Consider the following 18159-nt stretch of genomic DNA (forward strand, 5'->3'; position numbering starts at 1 on the left):
ACCATAAAACGACTGCGGAAAATGCTGACTGCGCTGCTGATATTAACGCCGCTGCTATTTCGCCCGGCCATCGCAGAAGAATTTTCCGCCAGCTTTAAAGGCACCGATATCCAGGAGTTTATCAATACCGTCAGCAAAAACCTGAATAAAACGGTGATTATCGATCCCAGCGTACGCGGCACCATTACCGTACGCAGTTACGATATGCTCAATGAAGAGCAATATTATCAATTCTTCCTTAGCGTGCTGGATGTGTATGGCTTCGCCGTGATCAATATGAATAACGGCGTACTGAAGGTGGTGCGGGCTAAAGATGCGAAAACCTCGGCCGTCCCGGTCGCCAGCGAGGCTGCACCGGGCGAAGGCGATGAAGTGGTCACCCGGGTGGTGCCCCTGACCAACGTCGCCGCCCGCGATCTCGCCCCGCTGCTTCGTCAGCTGAACGATAACGCCGGCGCCGGCAGCGTGGTCCATTATGAGCCCTCCAACGTGCTGCTGATGACCGGCCGCGCAGCGGTCATCAAACGCCTGCTGACCATTGTCGAGCGCGTCGACAACGCCGGGGATCGCAGCGTGGTGACCGTTCCCCTCTCCTGGGCCTCCGCCGCGGAGGTGGTCAAGCTGGTTACCGAGCTCAATAAAGACAGCAGCAAGTCGGCGCTGCCGGGCTCGATGGTGGCGAACGTGGTGGCCGATGAGCGCACCAACGCGGTACTGGTCAGCGGCGAGCCAAACTCGCGCCAGCGCATTATCGCCATGATCAAACAGCTCGACCGCCAGCAGGCGGTGCAGGGCAACACAAAAGTCATCTACCTGAAGTACGCCAAAGCCGCCGATCTGGTGGAGGTCCTCACCGGGATCAGCAGCTCGCTACAGAGCGATAAGCAAAGCGCCAAGCCGGTGGCCGCGATCGACAAAAATATCATTATTAAAGCCCACGGCCAGACCAACGCCCTGATCGTCACCGCGGCGCCGGACGTGATGAACGATCTCGAGCGGGTGATCGCCCAGCTCGATATCCGCCGCCCGCAGGTGCTGGTGGAGGCGATTATCGCCGAAGTGCAGGATGCCGACGGCCTCAACCTCGGTATCCAGTGGGCCAATAAAAACGCCGGCATGACCCAGTTCACCAACAGCGGGCTGCCGATCTCCACGGTTATCGCTGGCGCCAATCAGTACAACAAAGACGGTACCGTCAGCAGCTCGCTGGCCAGCGCTCTGGGCTCGTTTAACGGTATCGCCGCTGGCTTCTATCAGGGGAACTGGGCGATGCTGCTCACCGCCCTCTCCAGCAGTACCAAGAACGATATTCTGGCCACCCCCAGCATCGTGACCCTCGACAACATGCAAGCCACCTTTAACGTCGGCCAGGAAGTTCCGGTATTAACCGGCTCGCAAACCACCTCCGGCGACAACATCTTTAATACCGTCGAGCGCAAAACCGTCGGCATTAAGCTGAAGGTGAAACCGCAGATTAACGAAGGCGATGCCGTGCTGCTGGAGATTGAGCAGGAGGTATCGAGCGTCGCCGACTCGGCCTCCAGCACCAGTAGCGATCTCGGCGCGACCTTCAATACCCGGACGGTGAATAACGCCGTGCTGGTCGGCAGCGGTGAAACGGTGGTGGTTGGCGGGCTGCTGGATAAAAGCGTCACCGATACCGCCGACAAAGTGCCGCTGCTCGGCGACATCCCGGTGATCGGCGCCCTGTTCCGCTCCGAGAGCAAGAAAGTGTCGAAACGCAACCTGATGCTGTTTATCCGCCCGACCATCATTCGCGATCGTGATGAGTACCGTCAGGCCTCTTCCGGCCAGTACACCGCATTCGACAATGCGCAAACCAAACAGCGGGGCAAAGACAGCAGCGAAGCGACGCTCAGCAATGACCTGCTGCACATCTATCCAAAGCAGGAGACCCAGGCCTTCCGCCAGGTCAGCGCCGCCATTGACGCCTTTAACCTCGGAGGCCGCCCATGACGCCAGTCGCCGAACGCCGTCCGCTGCTGCCCTTTGCCTGGGCCCGCGCGCATCATCTTGTGCTGCTCAGCGACGGCGAACGCTGCGAAGCGCTGTGCCGCGCTGATACCGCCGCCCGGGCGCTGCTGGAAGCGCGTCGCCTGGCAGACGGGCCGATGAGCGTCAGCCGTCTGGCGCCGGACGCGTTCGAGAAAGTGCTGGTGCTCAGCTATCAGCGCGACTCGGCGGAAGCGCACCGCATGATGGCCGATATCGGCAATGAGCTCGACCTCTATACCCTCGCCGAAGAGCTGCCGGACACCGACGATCTGCTCGACAGCGAGGACGACGCGCCGATCATCCGCCTGATCAACGCCATGCTCACCGAGGCCATCAAAGAGAAAGCCTCGGATATCCATATCGAAACCTATGAGCGCCATCTGCAGATCCGCTTTCGCGTCGACGGCGTGCTGCGCGAAATCCTGCGCCCGCAGCGGCGGCTGGCCGCGCTGTTAATTTCGCGCATCAAGGTGATGGCTAGCCTGGATATCGCTGAAAAACGGATCCCTCAGGATGGGCGGATGGCGCTGCGCATCGGCGGGCGGGCGATCGACGTCCGCGTCTCCACCCTGCCCTCCAGCCACGGCGAACGCGTCGTCCTGCGTCTGCTGGACAAAAACAGCGTCAACCTGGATCTGCTGACGCTGGGCATGCCCCCGGCCCTGCTCGATCGGGTCGACGCGCTGATCGCCCGGCCACACGGCATTATTCTGGTCACCGGGCCGACCGGGTCGGGGAAAAGCACCACCCTGTATGCCGCCCTCAGCCGCCTCGACGCCCACGAACGCAATATCATGACCATTGAAGATCCGGTGGAGTATGAGCTGGAGGGCATCGGCCAGACTCAGGTCAACGCCAAAGTCGATATGACTTTCGCCCGCGGCCTGCGCGCCATACTGCGCCAGGATCCGGATGTGGTACTGGTGGGGGAAATCCGCGATGGCGAAACCGCCCAGATCGCCGTCCAGGCCTCGCTGACCGGACACCTGGTGCTGTCGACCCTGCACACCAACAGCGCGCTGGGCGCCATTTCCCGTCTGCAGGATATGGGCGTAGAGCCCTTTTTACTCTCCACGTCGCTGCTGGCGGTGATGTCGCAGCGGCTGGTGCGCCAACTGTGCCCGCACTGCCGTCAACCCAGGCAGGCGGATGCCGACACCGCCCGGCAGATGGCGGTCCCGGTCGGCGCGCGGCTGTGGCAGCCCAAAGGCTGTCCGGAGTGTAATTTCACCGGCTATCGCGGACGCACCGGTATTCATGAACTGCTGCTGATTGACGACCGCGTCCGCGCCGCCATCCACCGCGGCGAGAATGAGATCACCCTGATCCAGCAGCTGGGGCCTGCCTACAATACCCTGCGTCATGCCGGACGCGACAAAGCGCTGGCGGGGATCACCAGCTGGGAGGAGGTGATGCGGGTCACCGAACAGCAAACGACGGAAAGCCTCTGAGATGGCCCTGTTTCGCTATCAGGCGCTGGACCCGCAGGGTAAAACCCGCCGCGGCGTTCAGCAGGCCGACTCCGCCCGCCACGCCCGCCAGTTGCTGCGGGACAACGGCTGGCTGGCGCTGGAAGTGACCGCCGCCGACCCGGCGCGCCGGCTGTGGCGCAGCGGTTCCCTCACCCGGCGTACCAGCGCCGGTGATTTAGCCCTGCTCACCCGCCAGCTGGCCACGCTGGTCGCCGCCGGGATCCCGCTGGAAAAGGCGCTCGATGCCGTCGCCCAGCAGTGCGAAAAGGCGCCGCTGAGAACGTTAATGGCCGGGGTGCGCAGCAAAGTACTCGAAGGCCATTCGCTGGCAGAGGCGATGCGCGGCTATCCCGCCTGCTTCGACGGGCTGTTCTGCGCCATGGTGGCGGCTGGCGAAACCTCCGGCCATCTCGACGGCGTGCTGAACCGGCTGGCGGACTATACCGAGCAGCGCCAGCAGCTTCGCGCCCGCCTGCTGCAGGCAATGATCTATCCCATCGTGCTAACGCTGGTCGCCATCAGCGTGATCGCCATTCTGCTCTCCACTGTGGTCCCAAAAGTCGTTGAGCAGTTTGTTCATCTGAAACAGGCCCTGCCGTTCTCCACCCGGCTGCTGATGAGCCTGAGCGATATCGTGCGCAGCGCGGGGCCCTGGCTGGTGCTGCTGTCGCTACTGGCGCTGCTGACGCTGCGTTATCTGCTGCGCCAGCCCCGCCGGCGGCTCGCCTGGGACCGGATGCTGCTGCGCCTGCCGGTCATCGGCCGCGTGGCCCGCAGCGTGAACAGCGCACGCTACGCCCGCACCTTAAGCATTCTCAATGCCAGCGCGGTGCCGCTGCTGCTGTCGATGCGCATCAGCGCCGGCGTCCTCAGCAACGCCTGGGCGCGCAGCCAGCTGGCGGCGGCCAGCGAATCGGTACGCGAAGGCATCAGTCTGCATCGGGCGCTGGAATCCACCGCCCTGTTCCCGCCGATGATGCGCTACATGATCGCCAGCGGCGAGCAGAGCGGCGAGTTGACCGCGATGCTGGAGCGCGCGGCGGAGAACCAGGACCGGGAGCTGAGCGCGCAGATCCAGATGGCCCTCAGTCTGTTTGAACCCCTGCTGGTGGTCACCATGGCCGGCATGGTGCTGTTTATCGTGCTGGCTATCCTGCAGCCGATCCTGCAACTGAACACCCTTATGAGTATGTAACTGTATTAATGGAGAAAACTATGCAACGGCAACGCGGTTTCACGTTACTGGAAATTATGGTGGTGATCGTCATTCTCGGCATTCTCGCCAGCCTGGTGGTGCCTAACCTGATGGGCAACAAGGAGAAAGCGGACCGCCAGAAAGTCGTCAGCGATCTGGTGGCGCTCGAGGGGGCGCTGGATATGTATAAACTGGACAACAGCCGCTACCCCAACACCGAGCAGGGACTGCAGGCGCTGGTGACCGCCCCGGCCGCCGAGCCGCACGCCCGCAACTACCCGGAAGGCGGCTATATCCGCCGTCTGCCGCAGGACCCGTGGGGAAATGAGTATCAGCTGTTAAGCCCGGGTCAGCATGGCGCCATCGACATCTTCAGCGTCGGTCCGGACGGGATGCCCGATACCAATGACGACATCGGCAACTGGACCCTCGGGAAGAAATAGTGTCTCAGCGCGGTTTCACGCTCCTTGAGATGATGCTGGTCCTGCTGCTGATAGGCGTCAGCGCCAGCATGGTGCTGCTGGCGTTTCCCTCCGCCCGCACCCAGGAGGCCACACAGATCCTGGCGCGCTTTCAGGCGCAGCTGGATTTTGTCCGTGAGCGCGGGCAACAAACCGGTCAGCTCTTCGGCATCGTCATCCACCCCGACCGCTGGCAGTTTATGCGCCTGCAGCCTGCCGACGAAGACGCTCCGGCGGCGGCTGATGACCGCTGGGGCAACGCGCAGTGGCTGCCACTGCAGGCCGGACGCGTCACCACGGCGGAAACCCTCCCCCGGACCAGGCTGACGCTGCGCTTTCCCGACGGCCAGGCGTGGACGCCGGGCGAGCAGCCCGACGTACTTATTTTTCCCGGCGGCGAAGTCACGCCGTTTCAGTTGCGAATTGACGCCGCGACGGGCATCAACATCGACGCCCAGGGTGACAGCCAGCCGCTGGCGGCGCGGGAGCAGCCATGAAACGCCAGGACGGAATGACGCTTATCGAAGTGATGGTCGCGCTGGTGATTTTCGCGCTCGCCGGCCTGGCGGTGATGCAGTCCACCCTGCAGCAGACGCGCCAGCTTGGGCGTATGGAAGAGAAAATCCTCGCCAGCTGGCTGGCGGATAATCAGCTGGTGCAGCTGCGGCTGGAGAAACGCTGGCCCGCCCTCAGCTGGTCCGAAACCACTGTGGAAGCCGCCGGAACGCGCTGGTTTGTCCGCTGGCAGGGGGTGGAAACCGCGCTGCCGCAGCTGCGGGCGCTGGACGTGGAGGTCCGGCGGCAAAAAAGCGATCCCGCGCCGCTGGCAACCCTGCGCACCTGGGTGACGCCGCCATGATAACCAGGATGCGCGGTTTCACCCTGATTGAAACGTTGCTGGCGCTGGCTATCCTCGCCGTCCTTAGCGCCGCCGCCGTGATGGTACTGCAGAACGTCATCCGCGCCGATGGCCTGACCCGCGAGAAGAGCCAGCAGATCGCTGCCCTCCAGCGCGCCTTTCGCCAGATCGCCGACGATGTCACGCACATCATTCCCCGTCGCGCCAGAAACAGCGACACGCTTTTCTTCGCCGGACGTTTCCAGTTGCAGAGCGACGACTGGGGGCTGGCCTTCAGCCGCAGCGGCTGGCCGAACCCGCTGGGGATCCTCCCGCGCTCGGAGATCCAGAACGTCAGCTACCGTCTGCGTCAGCAGCAGCTTGAGCGACTGAGCTTCGATCAGCAGGATCCGCTGACCGGCAGCCAGCCGACGGTTCGGGTGGTATTGCGCGAGGTGACAGCGTTTCGCCTGCGGTTCTACGCTGACGGACGCTGGCAGGAGACCTGGGATCGCTCGCAGACGCTGCCGCAGGGGCTGGAGATCACCCTGACGCTGGCGAACAGCGGGGAGATAACCCGCCTGTTTTTACTCACCCCGGGAGGCAGCCAGTGAAAAATCGGCAACGCGGCGTCGCGCTCCTGATGGTGCTGTTCATCCTCGCCCTGATGATGATCCTCGCCAGCGCCATGACCGAACGCACCGCGGTCATGTATCAGCATACCGCCGTGACCCTCGATAATCTGCAGGCCAGATGGTATGCCCTGGCGGCGGAAAATATGGCCGCCGCGCTCCTGCAACGCGACGCGCTGGACTCACCCAGTCAAACGAACCTGGCGCAAAGCTGGGCGCAGGAGGGGCGCCGCTTTACCCTCGACGATGGCGAAATCCTCGCGACGATCCGCGACGGGCACGCCTGCTTTAACCTCAATGCCATCAATCATCGCGCGGATGAAACCAGCAGCGGAACGCCCTACCCGACCGACGTCTTCGTCCGGCTGCTGGCGCTGCTCGGCGAGTCACCGCTGCGCGCCAGCCAGATCGCCGCCGCCCTTGGCGACTGGACGGACAGCGACGGCCAGCCGCGGCTGAACGGAGCAGAGGATGAGGTCTATATGGCGCAAACCCCGGGCTATCTCGCCGCCAACCAGCCGATGCAGGATGTCAGCGAGCTGCGCCTGCTGGCGGGTATGGACGCCGCGCTCTATCAGCGCCTGCTCCCCTTCGTCTGCGTCCAGCCGGATGACGCGCTGCAGGTCAATGTCAACACCCTGCGGCCCTCCCAGGCCGCCCTGCTGGTGGCCCTCTTTCCCGGCGAGCTGACGCTGCAGGAGGCGCAACAGCTGCTGCACAACCGCCCACGAACCGGGTGGAGCAGCGTCGCTGCGTTTCTCGCGCAGCCGACGCTGCAGAAAACCGATACCACGCTTGCCCGCCCCTGGCTGACGGTGCACAGCACGCGCTTTATCGCCGCCTTTACCGTGGTGACCGGCAATCTTCGCTTTCAGCTGCACAGCGTCCTGCAACAGGAGGGGCGCACGTTTACCGTCGTCCAGCGGCGATATGGACTTTCTATGGTGGTCGATGAATAAGTTTAACGCTTCTCCCCAGGCCACGCTGATCGTGCGCTTCGCCCCCGGGCAGGCACCGCTGCACTGGCAACTCTTCGCTCCCGGCGAGCCGCACCACGAGGCCAGCGGCCGGTGGCCGGCTGACGACGCCAGCCCTTTCCCGGCGTTGGCGGCGCACTACCCCGCCTGGGTGCTAATCCCGGCCAGCGACTGCGCGTTTCACTCGCTCACCCTACCGGTGGGTTTGCGTAAACCACCGCTGCAGGTCGCCCCATTCCTGCTGGAAGAGCAGCTGGCCGACGATGTCGAAGCCACCCATTTTGCCCTGATCCACCGCCAGCAGGCGCAGTGCGAGATCGTCGCCGTACAGCGGCAGAAAATGCGCGACTGGCTGGCCCGCTGCGAGTCGCTCTCCCTTCGGCCCCTGGCGTTGACGCCCGACGTGCTGGCCCTGCCCTGGCATCCGCCCGCGTGGAGCGCGGTGCAGGTGGACGAGCAGTGGCTGATCCGCCACCAGCCGTGGGGCGGCATGGCGGCGGAAAACGTCTGGCTGACGGAGCTGCTGCAGAGCGAGGCGGAAGAACCAGTCATCGACAGCTATTCACCGCCGCCCGCAGCGCCGGGCGTCTGGCGGGCGCAACCTGCGCAGACATTGCTGACCCTTGCCGCACGCCATCCGGCAGCGCAAAAGCTCAGTCTGCTGCAGGGGGAATTCGCCGTCCGTCGGCGGCGGCCTGCACAGGCGACCTGGCGTTCGGCGCAGTATGCCGCGCTGGCTCTGGCGTTACTGGTGGGGACAAACAGCGTGCTGGACCATCTCGATCTGGCGCGTCAGGCCGAGGCGGCACAGCAGGCCAGCCGGGCTTTCTATCACCGCTGGTTTCCGACGGAGAAAAAGGTGATTAATCCGCGACTGCAGATGCAGCAACACCTGCAAACCCTCGCCCGTCAGGCGCAGCATGCCCCCCTCGTCGAGCGCCTCAGCGCGCTGCAAAACATCCTCAGCGACACGCCGGGGATCCGCCTGCAGGCGCTGAGCTGGGATGCCGCGGGCAACCGTCTGCAGCTGGATATCGCCGCGGTCTCTTCCCGGGCGCTGGAGCAGTTCACCCAGCGGGCGCAGACGCGGTTTCGCGTCCGGCCAGGCGACATGACCACGAAACCGGATGGCATTGAGGGACAACTGACGCTGGAGGAAAACAATGGCTAATCTGCTTATCTGGTGGCGGCAGCGCACGCCGTCCGAGCAGCGCCTGCTGCTCGGACTCGTGGGGCTGCTGGTGGTATGCGCCCTCTGGTACGGACTGTGGCAGCCCTGGCGAGCCCGTGAGGCGCAGTGGCGACAAACCCTGATGAAAGAGCAGGCCAGCCTGCGCTGGATGACGCAGCAGACTCCGCGCCTGCAGCAGCTCAGCCAGCAGCCCACGCCGGCGGCAAAAGAGGCGCTCACCGCCCTGGTGATGCGCGAGGCGGCGAGCCACGGGCTGGCCGTCGCCCGCCTGCAGCCGCAGGGAAAACGTCTGCAGGTCACCCTCCAGCCCTGCACCTTCCAGGCGCTGATGGCGTGGCTCGACGCCCCGGCGATGCGCGGCGTCAACGCGGTCTCCCTGTCCGTGACCGGGCAGCCGTCGCGGCCGGGCTGGGTCACGGTCAACCATCTGCTGCTGGAACGCGACGATGAAAGCTAAAGGGATCGCGGTGGCGCTGCTGCTGGCGCTCTATCTACTGTGGCTGGCTGCTACCGCCCCGGCGCGCCTGCTGGTCCCGATGCTGTCGCCCGGCGTACAGGTGGGCAGCCTTAGCGGCAGCGTCTGGCGCGGCGCGGCGCAGCCGGTCTACTGGCATGGCGAACGGCTTGAACGACTGGCGTGGTCGCTGACCCTGGCTGGCTGGCAGGTCTCTCTCAGCGATCCCCGCGGTGTGGAGGGTCAGGCCCGGCTGTGGGGCCTGCGCGATCTGCGCCTGCAGGAGGGGCGGCTCACCGCCCCCGCCAGCCTGCTCAGCCGCTGGCTGATGTCGACCATGCCCGTCAGCGCCGCGGGAGAGGTCACTTTCAGCCTGGCCGAAGCGCACTTCAGCGAGGGGCGCTGCCGACAAATCACCGCCGGAGGCGCGCAGTGGCGTCAGGCCCGACTGCACTCCCCGGTCGGCAGCCTGGAGCTGGCCCAGGTTAATGGCACCTTCCGCTGTACGGCGGACGGCGCCGTGGCGCTGACCCTCCGCCAGGATTCTCATCAGCTGAGCCTCAGCGGCCAGGGGACCCTGTCGCCCGATGGCCGCTATCTGTTTCGCGGTACGCTACAGCCCCGGCAGGGAATGCCGCCGCTGTTGGCGCTGCTGGTGACGCGCCCCGCCTCTAAAAACGAGCCGGGTCGCACACCGTGGCAGATTCAGGGAAAATGGTTACCCCAGGAGCAAAAATGACGACATTAACGGCATTATCGCTGCACTTTCCCCTTGTCTGGTATGGCTTCCTGCTGCTGTTCGGCCTGGCGCTGGGCAGCTTTTACAACGTGGTGATCTATCGTCTGCCGCGCATGTTGACCCAGACCGCGGACGACGAGCGGATAACCCTCAGCACCCCGGGCTCCTCCTGCCCGCAGTGCCGCCAGCCGATCGCCTGGCGGGACAATATCCCGCTGCTCAGTTTCCTCTGGCTGGGCCGTCGCGCCCGCTGCTGTCAGGCGCCCATCGCGTGGAGCTATCCGCTGACCGAGCTGGCCACCGGCCTGCTGTTTATCCTCGCCGGGGCGCTGCTCGCGCCGGGCCTGCCGCTGGCGGGCGGCCTGCTGCTGCTCTCGTTCCTGCTGATGCTGGCGCGGATTGACGCCCGGACCCAGCTGTTGCCCGACCGTCTGACGCTGCCCCTGCTGTGGGCCGGGCTGCTGTTCAATCTTAACGAGGTGTACATTGCCCTGCCGGACGCGGTCGCCGGGGCGATGGCCGGTTATCTGGCGCTGTGGTCGGTCTACTGGCTGTTCCGCCTGCTGACCGGGAAAGAGGCGCTGGGCTATGGCGATTTTAAGCTGCTGGCGGCGCTGGGCGCCTGGTGCGGCTGGCAGGTTCTGCCGCAGGTGCTGTTGCTCGCCTCGGCCTGCGGGCTGGTGTGGACCCTGCTGCAGCGCCTGTGGACCCGGCAGTCGCTGCAGCAGCCGCTGGCCTTCGGCCCCTGGCTGGCGCTGGCCGGAGGGGGCATTTTTCTCTGGCAGCAGATGGTCTAGCGGTTACTGCCCGTCTGGCCGGGCAGGATACCGCCCGGCCAGACGGCTACGAATATTTTTTGCTGCGGCGGGTCGGGGCGGTGTTGGCCGGATCGTCCGGCCAGACGTGTTTCGGGTAGCGTCCCTTCATCTCTTTTTGCACCTCGCGGTAGCTTCCCTGCCAGAAGGCGCTCAGATCGCGGGTGATCTGCAGCGGACGCTGGGCGGGCGACAGCAGCTCCAGCACCAGCGGCACCCGCCCCTCGGCGATAACCGGCGTCGTGGCCTCGCCGAACATCTCCTGCATACGTACCGCCAGCGCTGGCGGGTTCTCCGCATGGTAACGGATCGCCAGACGGCTGCCGGTCGGCACGGTATAGTGCGTCGGCAGCTCGCGATCCAGCTTCTGGCGCAGCGGCCACGGCAGCCAGTCCTGTAGCGCCTGACGCAGATCCAGTGCCTTCAGCGCCCGCAGCGAGTGAACGCCGTTCATCTGCGGCAGCAGCCATGCCTCCAGCGAGGCCAACAGCGAAGCGTCATCCACCGCGGGCCACGCCTCTTCCGGCAACCACTGCGCCGCACACTGCAGCCGCAGTCGCAGCTGCTCAGCCTCTGGCGTCCAGTTGAGCACACCGAGGCCTTTCTCACGAATCCCGTTGAGCATCGCCTGATGCAGCTCCGCCTCAGAGGGCTTCGCCAGCGGCTGGGTCTTGATCACCAACTGGCCTATCACCGTCCGCCGCCAGGCTTTCAGCGTCCCCTGCGCTTCATCCCACTCCACCGTGTCGGAACGCTGCGCCAGCTCGGGACGGGCGGCGATCAGCTCGCCGATATCTACTGGCAGAGCCAACAGCATGCGGGCATCCGGCGAGGCGCTGCCCTGCAGCAGCAGCGGAGCGATCAGCCACTCATGGCGGCCGAGCGCGTCGTCGGCGTCCAGCATCGCGCCCATGCCGTTCGCCAGCTGGTAGCGCCCCTCCTGACCGCGGCGGCGGGCGATGCGATCGGCGAAGGCCGACGCCAGCAACCCCGCCATTCCTCCGGCATCGGGCTGGCCGCCGCGGCGGGCCAGACGCTTCATCAGCTGCTGCGCCCGCTGCTGCCAGTTGGCCTGCTGACGGGAAAAGACGGCGCCCAAATCCGCCACCCCGCCGCGCGGAGGCTCCTCAAGGATCGCCGCCAGCCTGGCCGCCGTCGCCGCCTCGTCATCGGTCTGCGCGGCGGCCAGCATCGCCGCCAGCCGGGGCTCGTTGCCGAGGGTCGCCATTTTGCGGCCAAACGCCGACAGCCGCTCGCCGTCCAGCGCCGAGAGCGCCTCCAGCAGGCGGCGCGCGGCGGCCAGGTTCACCGCGGGCGGCTGATCCAGCCAGGCCAGCGCGGCCGGATCGTGGCAGCCCCACTGCAGCAGCTCCAGCAATAGCGCCGACAGATCGCTGTGCAGGATCTCCGGTTCGCTCTGCGCCGCCGCCCGTTCCGCCTGTTCTTTGCCGAGCAAATGCAGGCAGATCCCCGGGGAGAGACGACCGGCGCGTCCGGCGCGCTGCGTCATCGATGCCTGGCTGATGCGCTGCGTCACCAGCCGGGTCAGCCCGGTGCGCGGGTCAAAGCGGGCGACCCGCTCCTGGGCACTGTCGACCACCAGGCGGATCCCCTCGATGGTCAGACTGGTCTCGGCAATGTTGGTGGCCAGCACCACTTTGCGCTTCCCGACCGGCGCGGGGAGGATCGCTATACGCTGCTCACTTAAAGGCAACGCGCCATACAGCGGGCAGAGGATGACATCCTCCGCCACTCGCTCCGTCAGCTGGTCGAGAACGCGCTGGATCTCGCCGACGCCGGGCAGAAACAGCAGCATCGACCCCTGTTCATGACGCAACAGCTCCGCCACCGCCACCGCCACGGCCTCATCAAAACGCTGGTGCGTGGGAAGCGGGTTGAAACGGCGCTCCACCGGATAAGCGCGCCCCTCCGAGACCACCACTGGCGCCTCAGGAAGCAGACGCTGCAGGCGATCGTTGTCGAGGGTCGCCGACATGATCAGCAGCTTGAGATCGTCACGCAATCCCTGCTGGACGTCGAGCAGCAAGGCCAGCGCCAGATCCGCCTGCAGGCTGCGTTCGTGAAACTCATCGAGGATCACCAGCCCCACGCCCGCCAGCTCCGGATCACGCTGGATCATGCGCGTCAGGATCCCCTCCGTAACCACCTCAAGGCGGGTCTGCGGCCCAACGCAGGTTTCGGCGCGCATGCGGTAACCTACGGTCTCGCCCGGCTTTTCGCCAAGTACTTCAGCCAGCCGCTGCGCGACATTACGCGCCGCCAGGCGCCTCGGCTCCAGCAGGATAATGCGCCCCGCGATGTTGCCCTCGGCGAGGATCTGCAGCGGCAGCCAGGTCGATTTCCCGGCGCCGGTCGGCGCGTTAAGCAAAACCTGCGGCGCGTGCTGCAGGGCGGATAACAGTTCTGGGAGGACGGCGGCAACCGGCAATAAGGACACAAAAGGCTCCGGGGGTTAACATTCAGGGGCTCGCATTGTAGCATCCCCCTAATTCATTACCGAGTCTCTATCATGTCTGAGCCGAAAAGGCTGTTTTTTGCGATTGAACTGCCGCCTGCCGTCCAGAAACAGATTGTCCAGTGGCGGGCAAGCCACTTCCCCGAGGATGCCGGCAGGCCCGTCGCGGCGGATAACCTCCATCTGACGCTGGCGTTTCTCGGCGAGGTGAGCGCGGAAAAACAGCGGGCGCTGGCCGCCCTCGCCGGCCGTCTCCGTCAGCCGGGCTTTACCCTGACGCTGGACGATGCCGGACAGTGGCTGCGCTCGCGGGTGGTCTGGCTCGGAACCCGTCAGCCGCCGCGCGGCCTGCTGCAGCTCGCCAGTATGCTGCGCGCTCAGGCGGCGCGCAGCGGCTGCTATCAAAGCCCGCAGCCGTTTCATCCACATATTACCCTTTGGCGCGATGCCCGCCAGGCGGTGCCGATCCCGGCCCCCGGCTTTCACTGGTCGTTTCCGGTGAACGAGTTCGTGCTCTATGAGTCCAGCTTTGGCCGCGGGCGCACGCGCTACACGGCGCTGGAACGTTATCCGTTTCATAAGGAAAGTTGATGCAGTTTGATCCGCCGTTACAACCCGCTATTTTGCTTAAACGTTACAAACGATTTCTTGCTGACGTGGTTACCCCCGATGGCCGTGAGCTGACGCTTCACTGCCCCAATACCGGCGCAATGACCGGTTGCGCCGCCCCGGGCGACACCGTCTGGTATTCCACTTCTGACAATGCGAAGCGCAAATATGCCCATACCTGGGAATTAACTGAAACGCAGCAGGGTGCGGTTATTTGCGTCAATACACTGCGCGCGAATTCGCTGGCAAAAGAGGCGATTTCCGCCGGAATAATCCCTGAGCTTTCAGGCTATAACCAACTGAAAAGCGAAGTGAAATATGGCGAAGAGAATAGCCGTATCGATATTATGTTGCAGGCAGATGACCGACAAAACTGCTATATTGAAGTGAAATCGGTTACGTTGGCGGAGAAAGAATACGGTTATTTTCCCGATGCGGTGACCACGCGCGGCCAGAAGCACCTGCGGGAGCTGATGGCCGTCGCGGCGAATGGCGACCGTGCGGTGATTTTATTTGCCGTTTTGCATTCGGCAATTGACCGTTTCTCCCCCGCGCATCATATTGATGCCAGATACGCACAGCTGTTAACAGAAGCCCGCGACAAGGGGGTGGAAATTCTCGCCTGGAAGGCGGAACTTTCTACGACGAAGATGACTCTGAATAAGCCGATTGCCGTGGTGTTAAACCCCGGTAAATAAGTGGCTAAATAGTGTTCGGGTCGCAAGCGCGAATACGCTTTTCTTCACAGGGTTGTCAAGTGTAACGTTTAGATAATTGCTATCCGGAAAAGCATCTGCTATTTATAGCGGCCTGATTTTCCCCCACATGGGGATCGATAGTGCGTGTTAAGGAGAAGCAACATGCAAGAAGGGCAAAACCGTAAAACATCGTCCCTGAGTATTCTCGCCATCGCTGGGGTGGAGCCGTACCAAGAGAAGCCGGGCGAAGAGTATATGAACGAAGCCCAGCTGGCGCACTTCAAGCGTATTCTTGAAGCATGGCGTAATCAACTCAGGGATGAAGTGGATCGCACCGTAACGCACATGCAGGATGAAGCTGCCAACTTCCCGGATCCGGTAGACCGTGCCGCCCAGGAAGAAGAGTTCAGCCTGGAACTGCGTAACCGCGACCGCGAACGTAAACTGATCAAAAAGATCGAGAAAACGCTGAAAAAAGTTGAAGATGAAGACTTCGGCTACTGCGAATCCTGCGGCGTGGAGATCGGCATTCGCCGTCTGGAAGCGCGTCCGACTGCGGATCTGTGCATTGACTGCAAAACCCTGGCGGAAATTCGCGAAAAACAGATGGCGGGCTAATCCCCTGCTGCCTCACTCTCTGGCGGGAGTCTCTCCCGCCTGGTTCTGTTGTCCGTAACATGACTGACTCACGCTATATTGGGCGCTTTGCTCCCTCCCCCTCCGGTGAACTCCACTTCGGCTCTTTGATTGCCGCGCTCGGCAGCTACCTGCAAGCCCGCGCGAACCAGGGTATCTGGCGCGTTCGTATTGAAGATATCGACCCGCCGCGCGAAGTCCCCGGGGCCGCCGACACCATTCTGCGCCAGCTTGACCACTACGGTCTGCACTGGGACGGCGACGTGCTCTGGCAGTCGCAACGACATGAAGCTTACCGCGAGGCGCTGGCCTGGCTGGGTGAACAAGGGCTGAGCTATTACTGCACCTGCACCCGCGCGCGGATCCATGCCGTAGGCGGGATCTACGATGGTCACTGCCGCGACCTCGGGCTGGGGGCGGAAAACGCCGCGCTGCGCCTGCGCCAGACCCGTCCGGTGCTGCAGTTCACCGATCGCCTGCGCGGCACGCTGGTCGCCAACGAGCCGCTGGCGCGCGAGGATTTTATTATCCACCGTCGCGACGGCCTGTTTGCCTACAATCTGGCGGTGGTGGTTGATGACCACTTTCAGGGGATCACCGAGATCGTCCGCGGCGCTGACCTGATTGAGCCGACGGTCCGGCAGATTTCACTGTATCAGCATTTTGGCTGGCAGGCGCCGGACTACCTCCATCTGCCGCTGGCCCTCAATGCTGACGGGAATAAACTCTCTAAACAAAACCACGCACCGGCGCTGCCGGAAGGCGATCCGCGCCCCGAAATTGTCCGGGCGCTCCGGTTTCTTAATCAGGACATCGCCCAGGACTGGCAAGCCCTGAGCATTGACGATTTACTCAGTCAGGCCGTCGCCAACTGGCAGCCCGCAAAAATCGAGCATTCTCAAATGGCTCCCGCTGAGCTATGATTAGCCGCTATTTTTATACTGTACAGTTGATCTGAAGTCCGTCTGACACTACGAGGTGCACCATTTTTACCCGAGTCGCTAATTTTTGCCGTAAGGTGCTAAGCCGTGAGGAGCGCGAGGCAGAAGCCGCCGTCGAACCCATGCCTATGACGGTGATCCCGCGTGAGCAGCATGCTATTTCCCGCAAAGATATCAGTGAAAACGCCCTCAAGGTCATGTACCGCCTCAACAAGGCAGGCTACGAATCCTGGCTGGTCGGCGGCGGTGTCCGCGACCTGCTGCTTGGCAAAAAGCCGAAAGATTTTGACGTCACCACCAACGCCACGCCGGATCAGGTGCGCAAGCTGTTCCGCAACTGCCGTCTGGTCGGGCGACGTTTCCGCCTGGCACACGTCATGTTCGGGCCGGAAATCATTGAAGTCGCCACCTTCCGCGGCCATCACGAAGGGCACACCACCGATCGCGTGACCTCCCAGCAGGGTCAGAACGGCATGCTGCTGCGCGATAACATCTTCGGCTCGATCGAAGAGGATGCCCAGCGTCGCGACTTCACCATCAATAGCCTTTATTACAGCGTGGCTGACTTTACCGTTCGCGACTACGTCGGCGGCATGAAGGATCTGCAGGACGGCGTGATCCGCCTGATCGGCAATCCGGAAACCCGCTATCGCGAAGATCCGGTGCGCATGCTGCGCGCGGTGCGCTTTGCCGCCAAGCTGGATATGAGCATCAGCCAGGAAACGGCTGAACCGCTGCCGCGCCTGGCCACCCTGCTCCACGACGTGCCGCCGGCACGCCTGTTCGAAGAAGTGCTTAAGTTGCTGCAGGCCGGGTATGGCTACCAGACCTATATGCTGCTGCGGGAATACAACCTGTTCCAACCGCTGTTCCCGACCATCACTCGCTACTTTACCGAGCGCGGCGACAGCCCGATGGAGCGGATCATCAGCCAGGTGCTGAAGAACACCGATACCCGCATTCATAACGACATGCGCGTCAATCCGGCCTTCCTCTTCGCGGTGATGTTCTGGTATCCGCTGCTGGAGACGGCGCAAAAAATCGCCCAGGAGAGCGGTCTGGCGTACTACGACGCCTTCGCCCTGGCGATGAACGATGTCCTGGACGAAGCCTGCCGTACGCTGGCGATCCCTAAACGCATCACTACCCTTATTCGTGATATCTGGCAGCTGCAGCTGCGCATGTCCCGTCGTCAGGGCAAACGCGCCTGGAAGCTGATGGAACATCCGAAATTCCGTGCCGCCTACGATCTGCTGGAGCTGCGTGCCGGGGCGGAAAACAACAGCGAACTGCAGCGTCTGACCAAATGGTGGGGCGAATTCCAGGTTGCCGCGCCGCCGGAACAAAAAGACATGCTCAACGACCTCGGGGACGATCCGGCGCCACGCCGTCGCCACCGCCGTCCGCGCAAACGCGCGCCGCGTCAGGGTAACGCATGACCCTGGTCTATATCGCGCTTGGCAGTAACCTTGCTTCTCCGCTGGAGCAGGTGCAGGCGGCCATCCGCGCGCTGGGCGATATTCCGCACAGCCGCGTGGTGAACGTCTCTTCGTTCTACCGCACGCCGCCGCTAGGCCCGCAGGATCAGCCGGACTATCTCAACGCCGCCGTCGCGCTGGAAACCACCCTGGCGCCCGATGCGCTGCTCGATCACACTCAGCGCATCGAGCTGCAGCAGGGTCGGGTGCGCAAAGCTGAACGCTGGGGACCGCGCACGCTCGACCTCGACATCATGCTGTTTGGCGATGAGGTCATCAATAGCCCGCGCCTGACCGTTCCGCACTACGATATGAAAAACCGCGGCTTTATGCTCTGGCCGCTGTTCGAGATCGCCCCGGATCTCCATTTTCCTGACGGCCCTGCGCTGCGCGCCGTGCTGGATAATCTGGGCGCGGAAAAACCCGCGAGCTGGTAATCCCCTCTCCCTTTTTTAGCATTTGCGGCGATCGTCGTAATCGGTTGCCCAAAATCATTGCCCCTCTGAATGCTGCTGTTAGAATGCCGGTTA

19 protein-coding genes are annotated in these 18159 nt (G+C 63.6%); 18 read left to right on the plus strand and 1 reads right to left on the minus strand.

Features of this window, described 5'->3' with window-relative positions:
• The first annotated feature begins 3 nt into the window (after positions 1 to 3).
• The 12 genes from pulD to CWM58_RS19790 are packed head-to-tail and all read left to right on the plus strand — an operon-like array spanning position 4 to position 10773.
• Positions 4 to 1977, plus strand: coding sequence for a GspD family T2SS secretin variant PulD (pulD, locus tag CWM58_RS19735; RefSeq protein ID WP_165785033.1), 1974 nt, complete (start codon positions 4 to 6; stop codon positions 1975 to 1977).
• On the plus strand, positions 1974 to 3467 hold the full coding sequence (gspE, locus tag CWM58_RS19740) for a type II secretion system ATPase GspE (protein ID WP_100681592.1): 1494 nt from the start codon (positions 1974 to 1976) through the stop codon (positions 3465 to 3467). The genes pulD and gspE overlap by 4 nt, the downstream gene beginning before the upstream one ends.
• A gap of 1 nt (position 3468) precedes the next feature.
• Positions 3469 to 4683 carry a type II secretion system inner membrane protein GspF gene (gene gspF / locus CWM58_RS19745; RefSeq protein ID WP_100681593.1) on the plus strand — a complete coding sequence of 405 codons (1215 nt, stop codon included), beginning with the start codon at positions 3469 to 3471 and terminating at the stop codon, positions 4681 to 4683.
• 20 nt (positions 4684 to 4703) lie between these two features.
• Positions 4704 to 5126, plus strand: a complete 423-nt coding sequence (gene gspG, locus CWM58_RS19750) for a type II secretion system major pseudopilin GspG (RefSeq protein ID WP_100681594.1) — start codon at positions 4704 to 4706, stop codon at positions 5124 to 5126.
• Positions 5126 to 5641 (plus strand): type II secretion system minor pseudopilin GspH, encoded by a 516-nt coding sequence (gspH, locus tag CWM58_RS19755; RefSeq protein WP_100681595.1) that lies wholly within the window; start codon positions 5126 to 5128, stop codon positions 5639 to 5641. The genes gspG and gspH overlap by 1 nt, the downstream gene beginning before the upstream one ends.
• Positions 5638 to 6003 carry a type II secretion system minor pseudopilin GspI gene (gene gspI / locus CWM58_RS19760; RefSeq protein ID WP_100681596.1) on the plus strand — a complete coding sequence of 122 codons (366 nt, stop codon included), beginning with the start codon at positions 5638 to 5640 and terminating at the stop codon, positions 6001 to 6003. Before gspH ends, gspI begins: the two co-directional genes overlap by 4 nt.
• Positions 6000 to 6596: a type II secretion system minor pseudopilin GspJ gene (gene gspJ, locus CWM58_RS19765; protein WP_023297079.1), complete on the plus strand. Its 597-nt coding sequence runs from the start codon at positions 6000 to 6002 to the stop codon at positions 6594 to 6596. Before gspI ends, gspJ begins: the two co-directional genes overlap by 4 nt.
• Positions 6593 to 7573 carry a type II secretion system minor pseudopilin GspK gene (gene gspK / locus CWM58_RS19770; RefSeq protein WP_100681597.1) on the plus strand — a complete coding sequence of 327 codons (981 nt, stop codon included), beginning with the start codon at positions 6593 to 6595 and terminating at the stop codon, positions 7571 to 7573. Before gspJ ends, gspK begins: the two co-directional genes overlap by 4 nt.
• Positions 7566 to 8762 carry a type II secretion system protein GspL gene (gene gspL / locus CWM58_RS19775; protein WP_100681598.1) on the plus strand — a complete coding sequence of 399 codons (1197 nt, stop codon included), beginning with the start codon at positions 7566 to 7568 and terminating at the stop codon, positions 8760 to 8762. Before gspK ends, gspL begins: the two co-directional genes overlap by 8 nt.
• A complete protein-coding gene (locus CWM58_RS19780) occupies positions 8755 to 9240 on the plus strand; it encodes a type II secretion system protein M (protein ID WP_100681599.1) in 486 nt (161 codons plus the stop codon). Before gspL ends, CWM58_RS19780 begins: the two co-directional genes overlap by 8 nt.
• Positions 9230 to 9976, plus strand: coding sequence for a type II secretion system protein N (locus tag CWM58_RS19785; RefSeq protein ID WP_100681600.1), 747 nt, complete (start codon positions 9230 to 9232; stop codon positions 9974 to 9976). Before CWM58_RS19780 ends, CWM58_RS19785 begins: the two co-directional genes overlap by 11 nt.
• Entirely contained in the window at positions 9973 to 10773 is an 801-nt protein-coding gene (locus tag CWM58_RS19790) for a prepilin peptidase (RefSeq protein WP_008807384.1), read from the plus strand. The genes CWM58_RS19785 and CWM58_RS19790 overlap by 4 nt, the downstream gene beginning before the upstream one ends.
• A gap of 46 nt (positions 10774 to 10819) precedes the next feature.
• Here CWM58_RS19790 and hrpB read toward each other — a convergent pair whose 3' ends face one another.
• Positions 10820 to 13249, minus strand: coding sequence for an ATP-dependent helicase HrpB (gene hrpB / locus CWM58_RS19795; RefSeq protein ID WP_100681601.1), 2430 nt, complete (start codon positions 13247 to 13249; stop codon positions 10820 to 10822).
• A 72-nt stretch (positions 13250 to 13321) separates the two neighbouring features.
• Between hrpB and thpR the strand changes: the two genes are divergently transcribed.
• From thpR to folK, 6 genes are all read left to right on the plus strand, one after another.
• Positions 13322 to 13858 (plus strand): RNA 2',3'-cyclic phosphodiesterase, encoded by a 537-nt coding sequence (thpR, locus tag CWM58_RS19800; protein ID WP_061155729.1) that lies wholly within the window; start codon positions 13322 to 13324, stop codon positions 13856 to 13858.
• Positions 13858 to 14574 (plus strand): DNA/RNA nuclease SfsA, encoded by a 717-nt coding sequence (gene sfsA, locus CWM58_RS19805; protein WP_008807388.1) that lies wholly within the window; start codon positions 13858 to 13860, stop codon positions 14572 to 14574. Before thpR ends, sfsA begins: the two co-directional genes overlap by 1 nt.
• 162 nt (positions 14575 to 14736) lie before the next feature.
• Complete coding sequence (dksA, locus tag CWM58_RS19810) at positions 14737 to 15192, plus strand: RNA polymerase-binding protein DksA (protein WP_007749299.1); 456 nt, start codon at positions 14737 to 14739, stop codon at positions 15190 to 15192.
• Positions 15193 to 15251: 59 nt separating this feature from the next.
• The gene (gene gluQRS / locus CWM58_RS19815) at positions 15252 to 16133 is read left to right on the plus strand and encodes a tRNA glutamyl-Q(34) synthetase GluQRS (RefSeq protein ID WP_100681602.1); all 882 of its coding nucleotides are present in this window, start codon (positions 15252 to 15254) and stop codon (positions 16131 to 16133) included.
• Between the two features lie 62 nt (positions 16134 to 16195).
• Complete coding sequence (gene pcnB, locus CWM58_RS19820; RefSeq protein ID WP_071839121.1) at positions 16196 to 17590, plus strand: polynucleotide adenylyltransferase PcnB; 1395 nt, start codon at positions 16196 to 16198, stop codon at positions 17588 to 17590.
• Entirely contained in the window at positions 17587 to 18066 is a 480-nt protein-coding gene (gene folK, locus CWM58_RS19825; protein ID WP_074386850.1) for a 2-amino-4-hydroxy-6-hydroxymethyldihydropteridine diphosphokinase, read from the plus strand. Before pcnB ends, folK begins: the two co-directional genes overlap by 4 nt.
• The last annotated feature ends 93 nt before the right edge of the window (positions 18067 to 18159 follow it).

It is taken from the genome of Klebsiella sp. H-Nf2 (genome assembly GCF_002806645.1).
Lineage (GTDB): Bacteria > Pseudomonadota > Gammaproteobacteria > Enterobacterales > Enterobacteriaceae > Klebsiella > Klebsiella variicola.

Bases quoted from the DNA above. Each gene is read 5' to 3' on its own strand.
- gspL (WP_100681598.1), top strand. From the start codon at position 7,566: ATGAATAAGTTTAACGCTTCTCCCCAGGCCACGCTGATCGTGCGCTTC.
- gspJ (WP_023297079.1), top strand. From the start codon at position 6,000: ATGATAACCAGGATGCGCGGTTTCACCCTGATTGAAACGTTGCTGGCG.
- CWM58_RS19780 (WP_100681599.1), top strand. From the start codon at position 8,755: ATGGCTAATCTGCTTATCTGGTGGCGGCAGCGCACGCCGTCCGAGCAG.
- sfsA (WP_008807388.1), top strand. From the start codon at position 13,858: ATGCAGTTTGATCCGCCGTTACAACCCGCTATTTTGCTTAAACGTTAC.
- CWM58_RS19790 (WP_008807384.1), top strand. From the start codon at position 9,973: ATGACGACATTAACGGCATTATCGCTGCACTTTCCCCTTGTCTGGTAT.
- dksA (WP_007749299.1), top strand. From the start codon at position 14,737: ATGCAAGAAGGGCAAAACCGTAAAACATCGTCCCTGAGTATTCTCGCC.
- thpR (WP_061155729.1), top strand. From the start codon at position 13,322: ATGTCTGAGCCGAAAAGGCTGTTTTTTGCGATTGAACTGCCGCCTGCC.
- gspF (WP_100681593.1), top strand. From the start codon at position 3,469: ATGGCCCTGTTTCGCTATCAGGCGCTGGACCCGCAGGGTAAAACCCGC.
- CWM58_RS19785 (WP_100681600.1), top strand. From the start codon at position 9,230: ATGAAAGCTAAAGGGATCGCGGTGGCGCTGCTGCTGGCGCTCTATCTA.
- gspG (WP_100681594.1), top strand. From the start codon at position 4,704: ATGCAACGGCAACGCGGTTTCACGTTACTGGAAATTATGGTGGTGATC.
- gspE (WP_100681592.1), top strand. From the start codon at position 1,974: ATGACGCCAGTCGCCGAACGCCGTCCGCTGCTGCCCTTTGCCTGGGCC.
- gspI (WP_100681596.1), top strand. From the start codon at position 5,638: ATGAAACGCCAGGACGGAATGACGCTTATCGAAGTGATGGTCGCGCTG.
- folK (WP_074386850.1), top strand. From the start codon at position 17,587: ATGACCCTGGTCTATATCGCGCTTGGCAGTAACCTTGCTTCTCCGCTG.
- gluQRS (WP_100681602.1), top strand. From the start codon at position 15,252: ATGACTGACTCACGCTATATTGGGCGCTTTGCTCCCTCCCCCTCCGGT.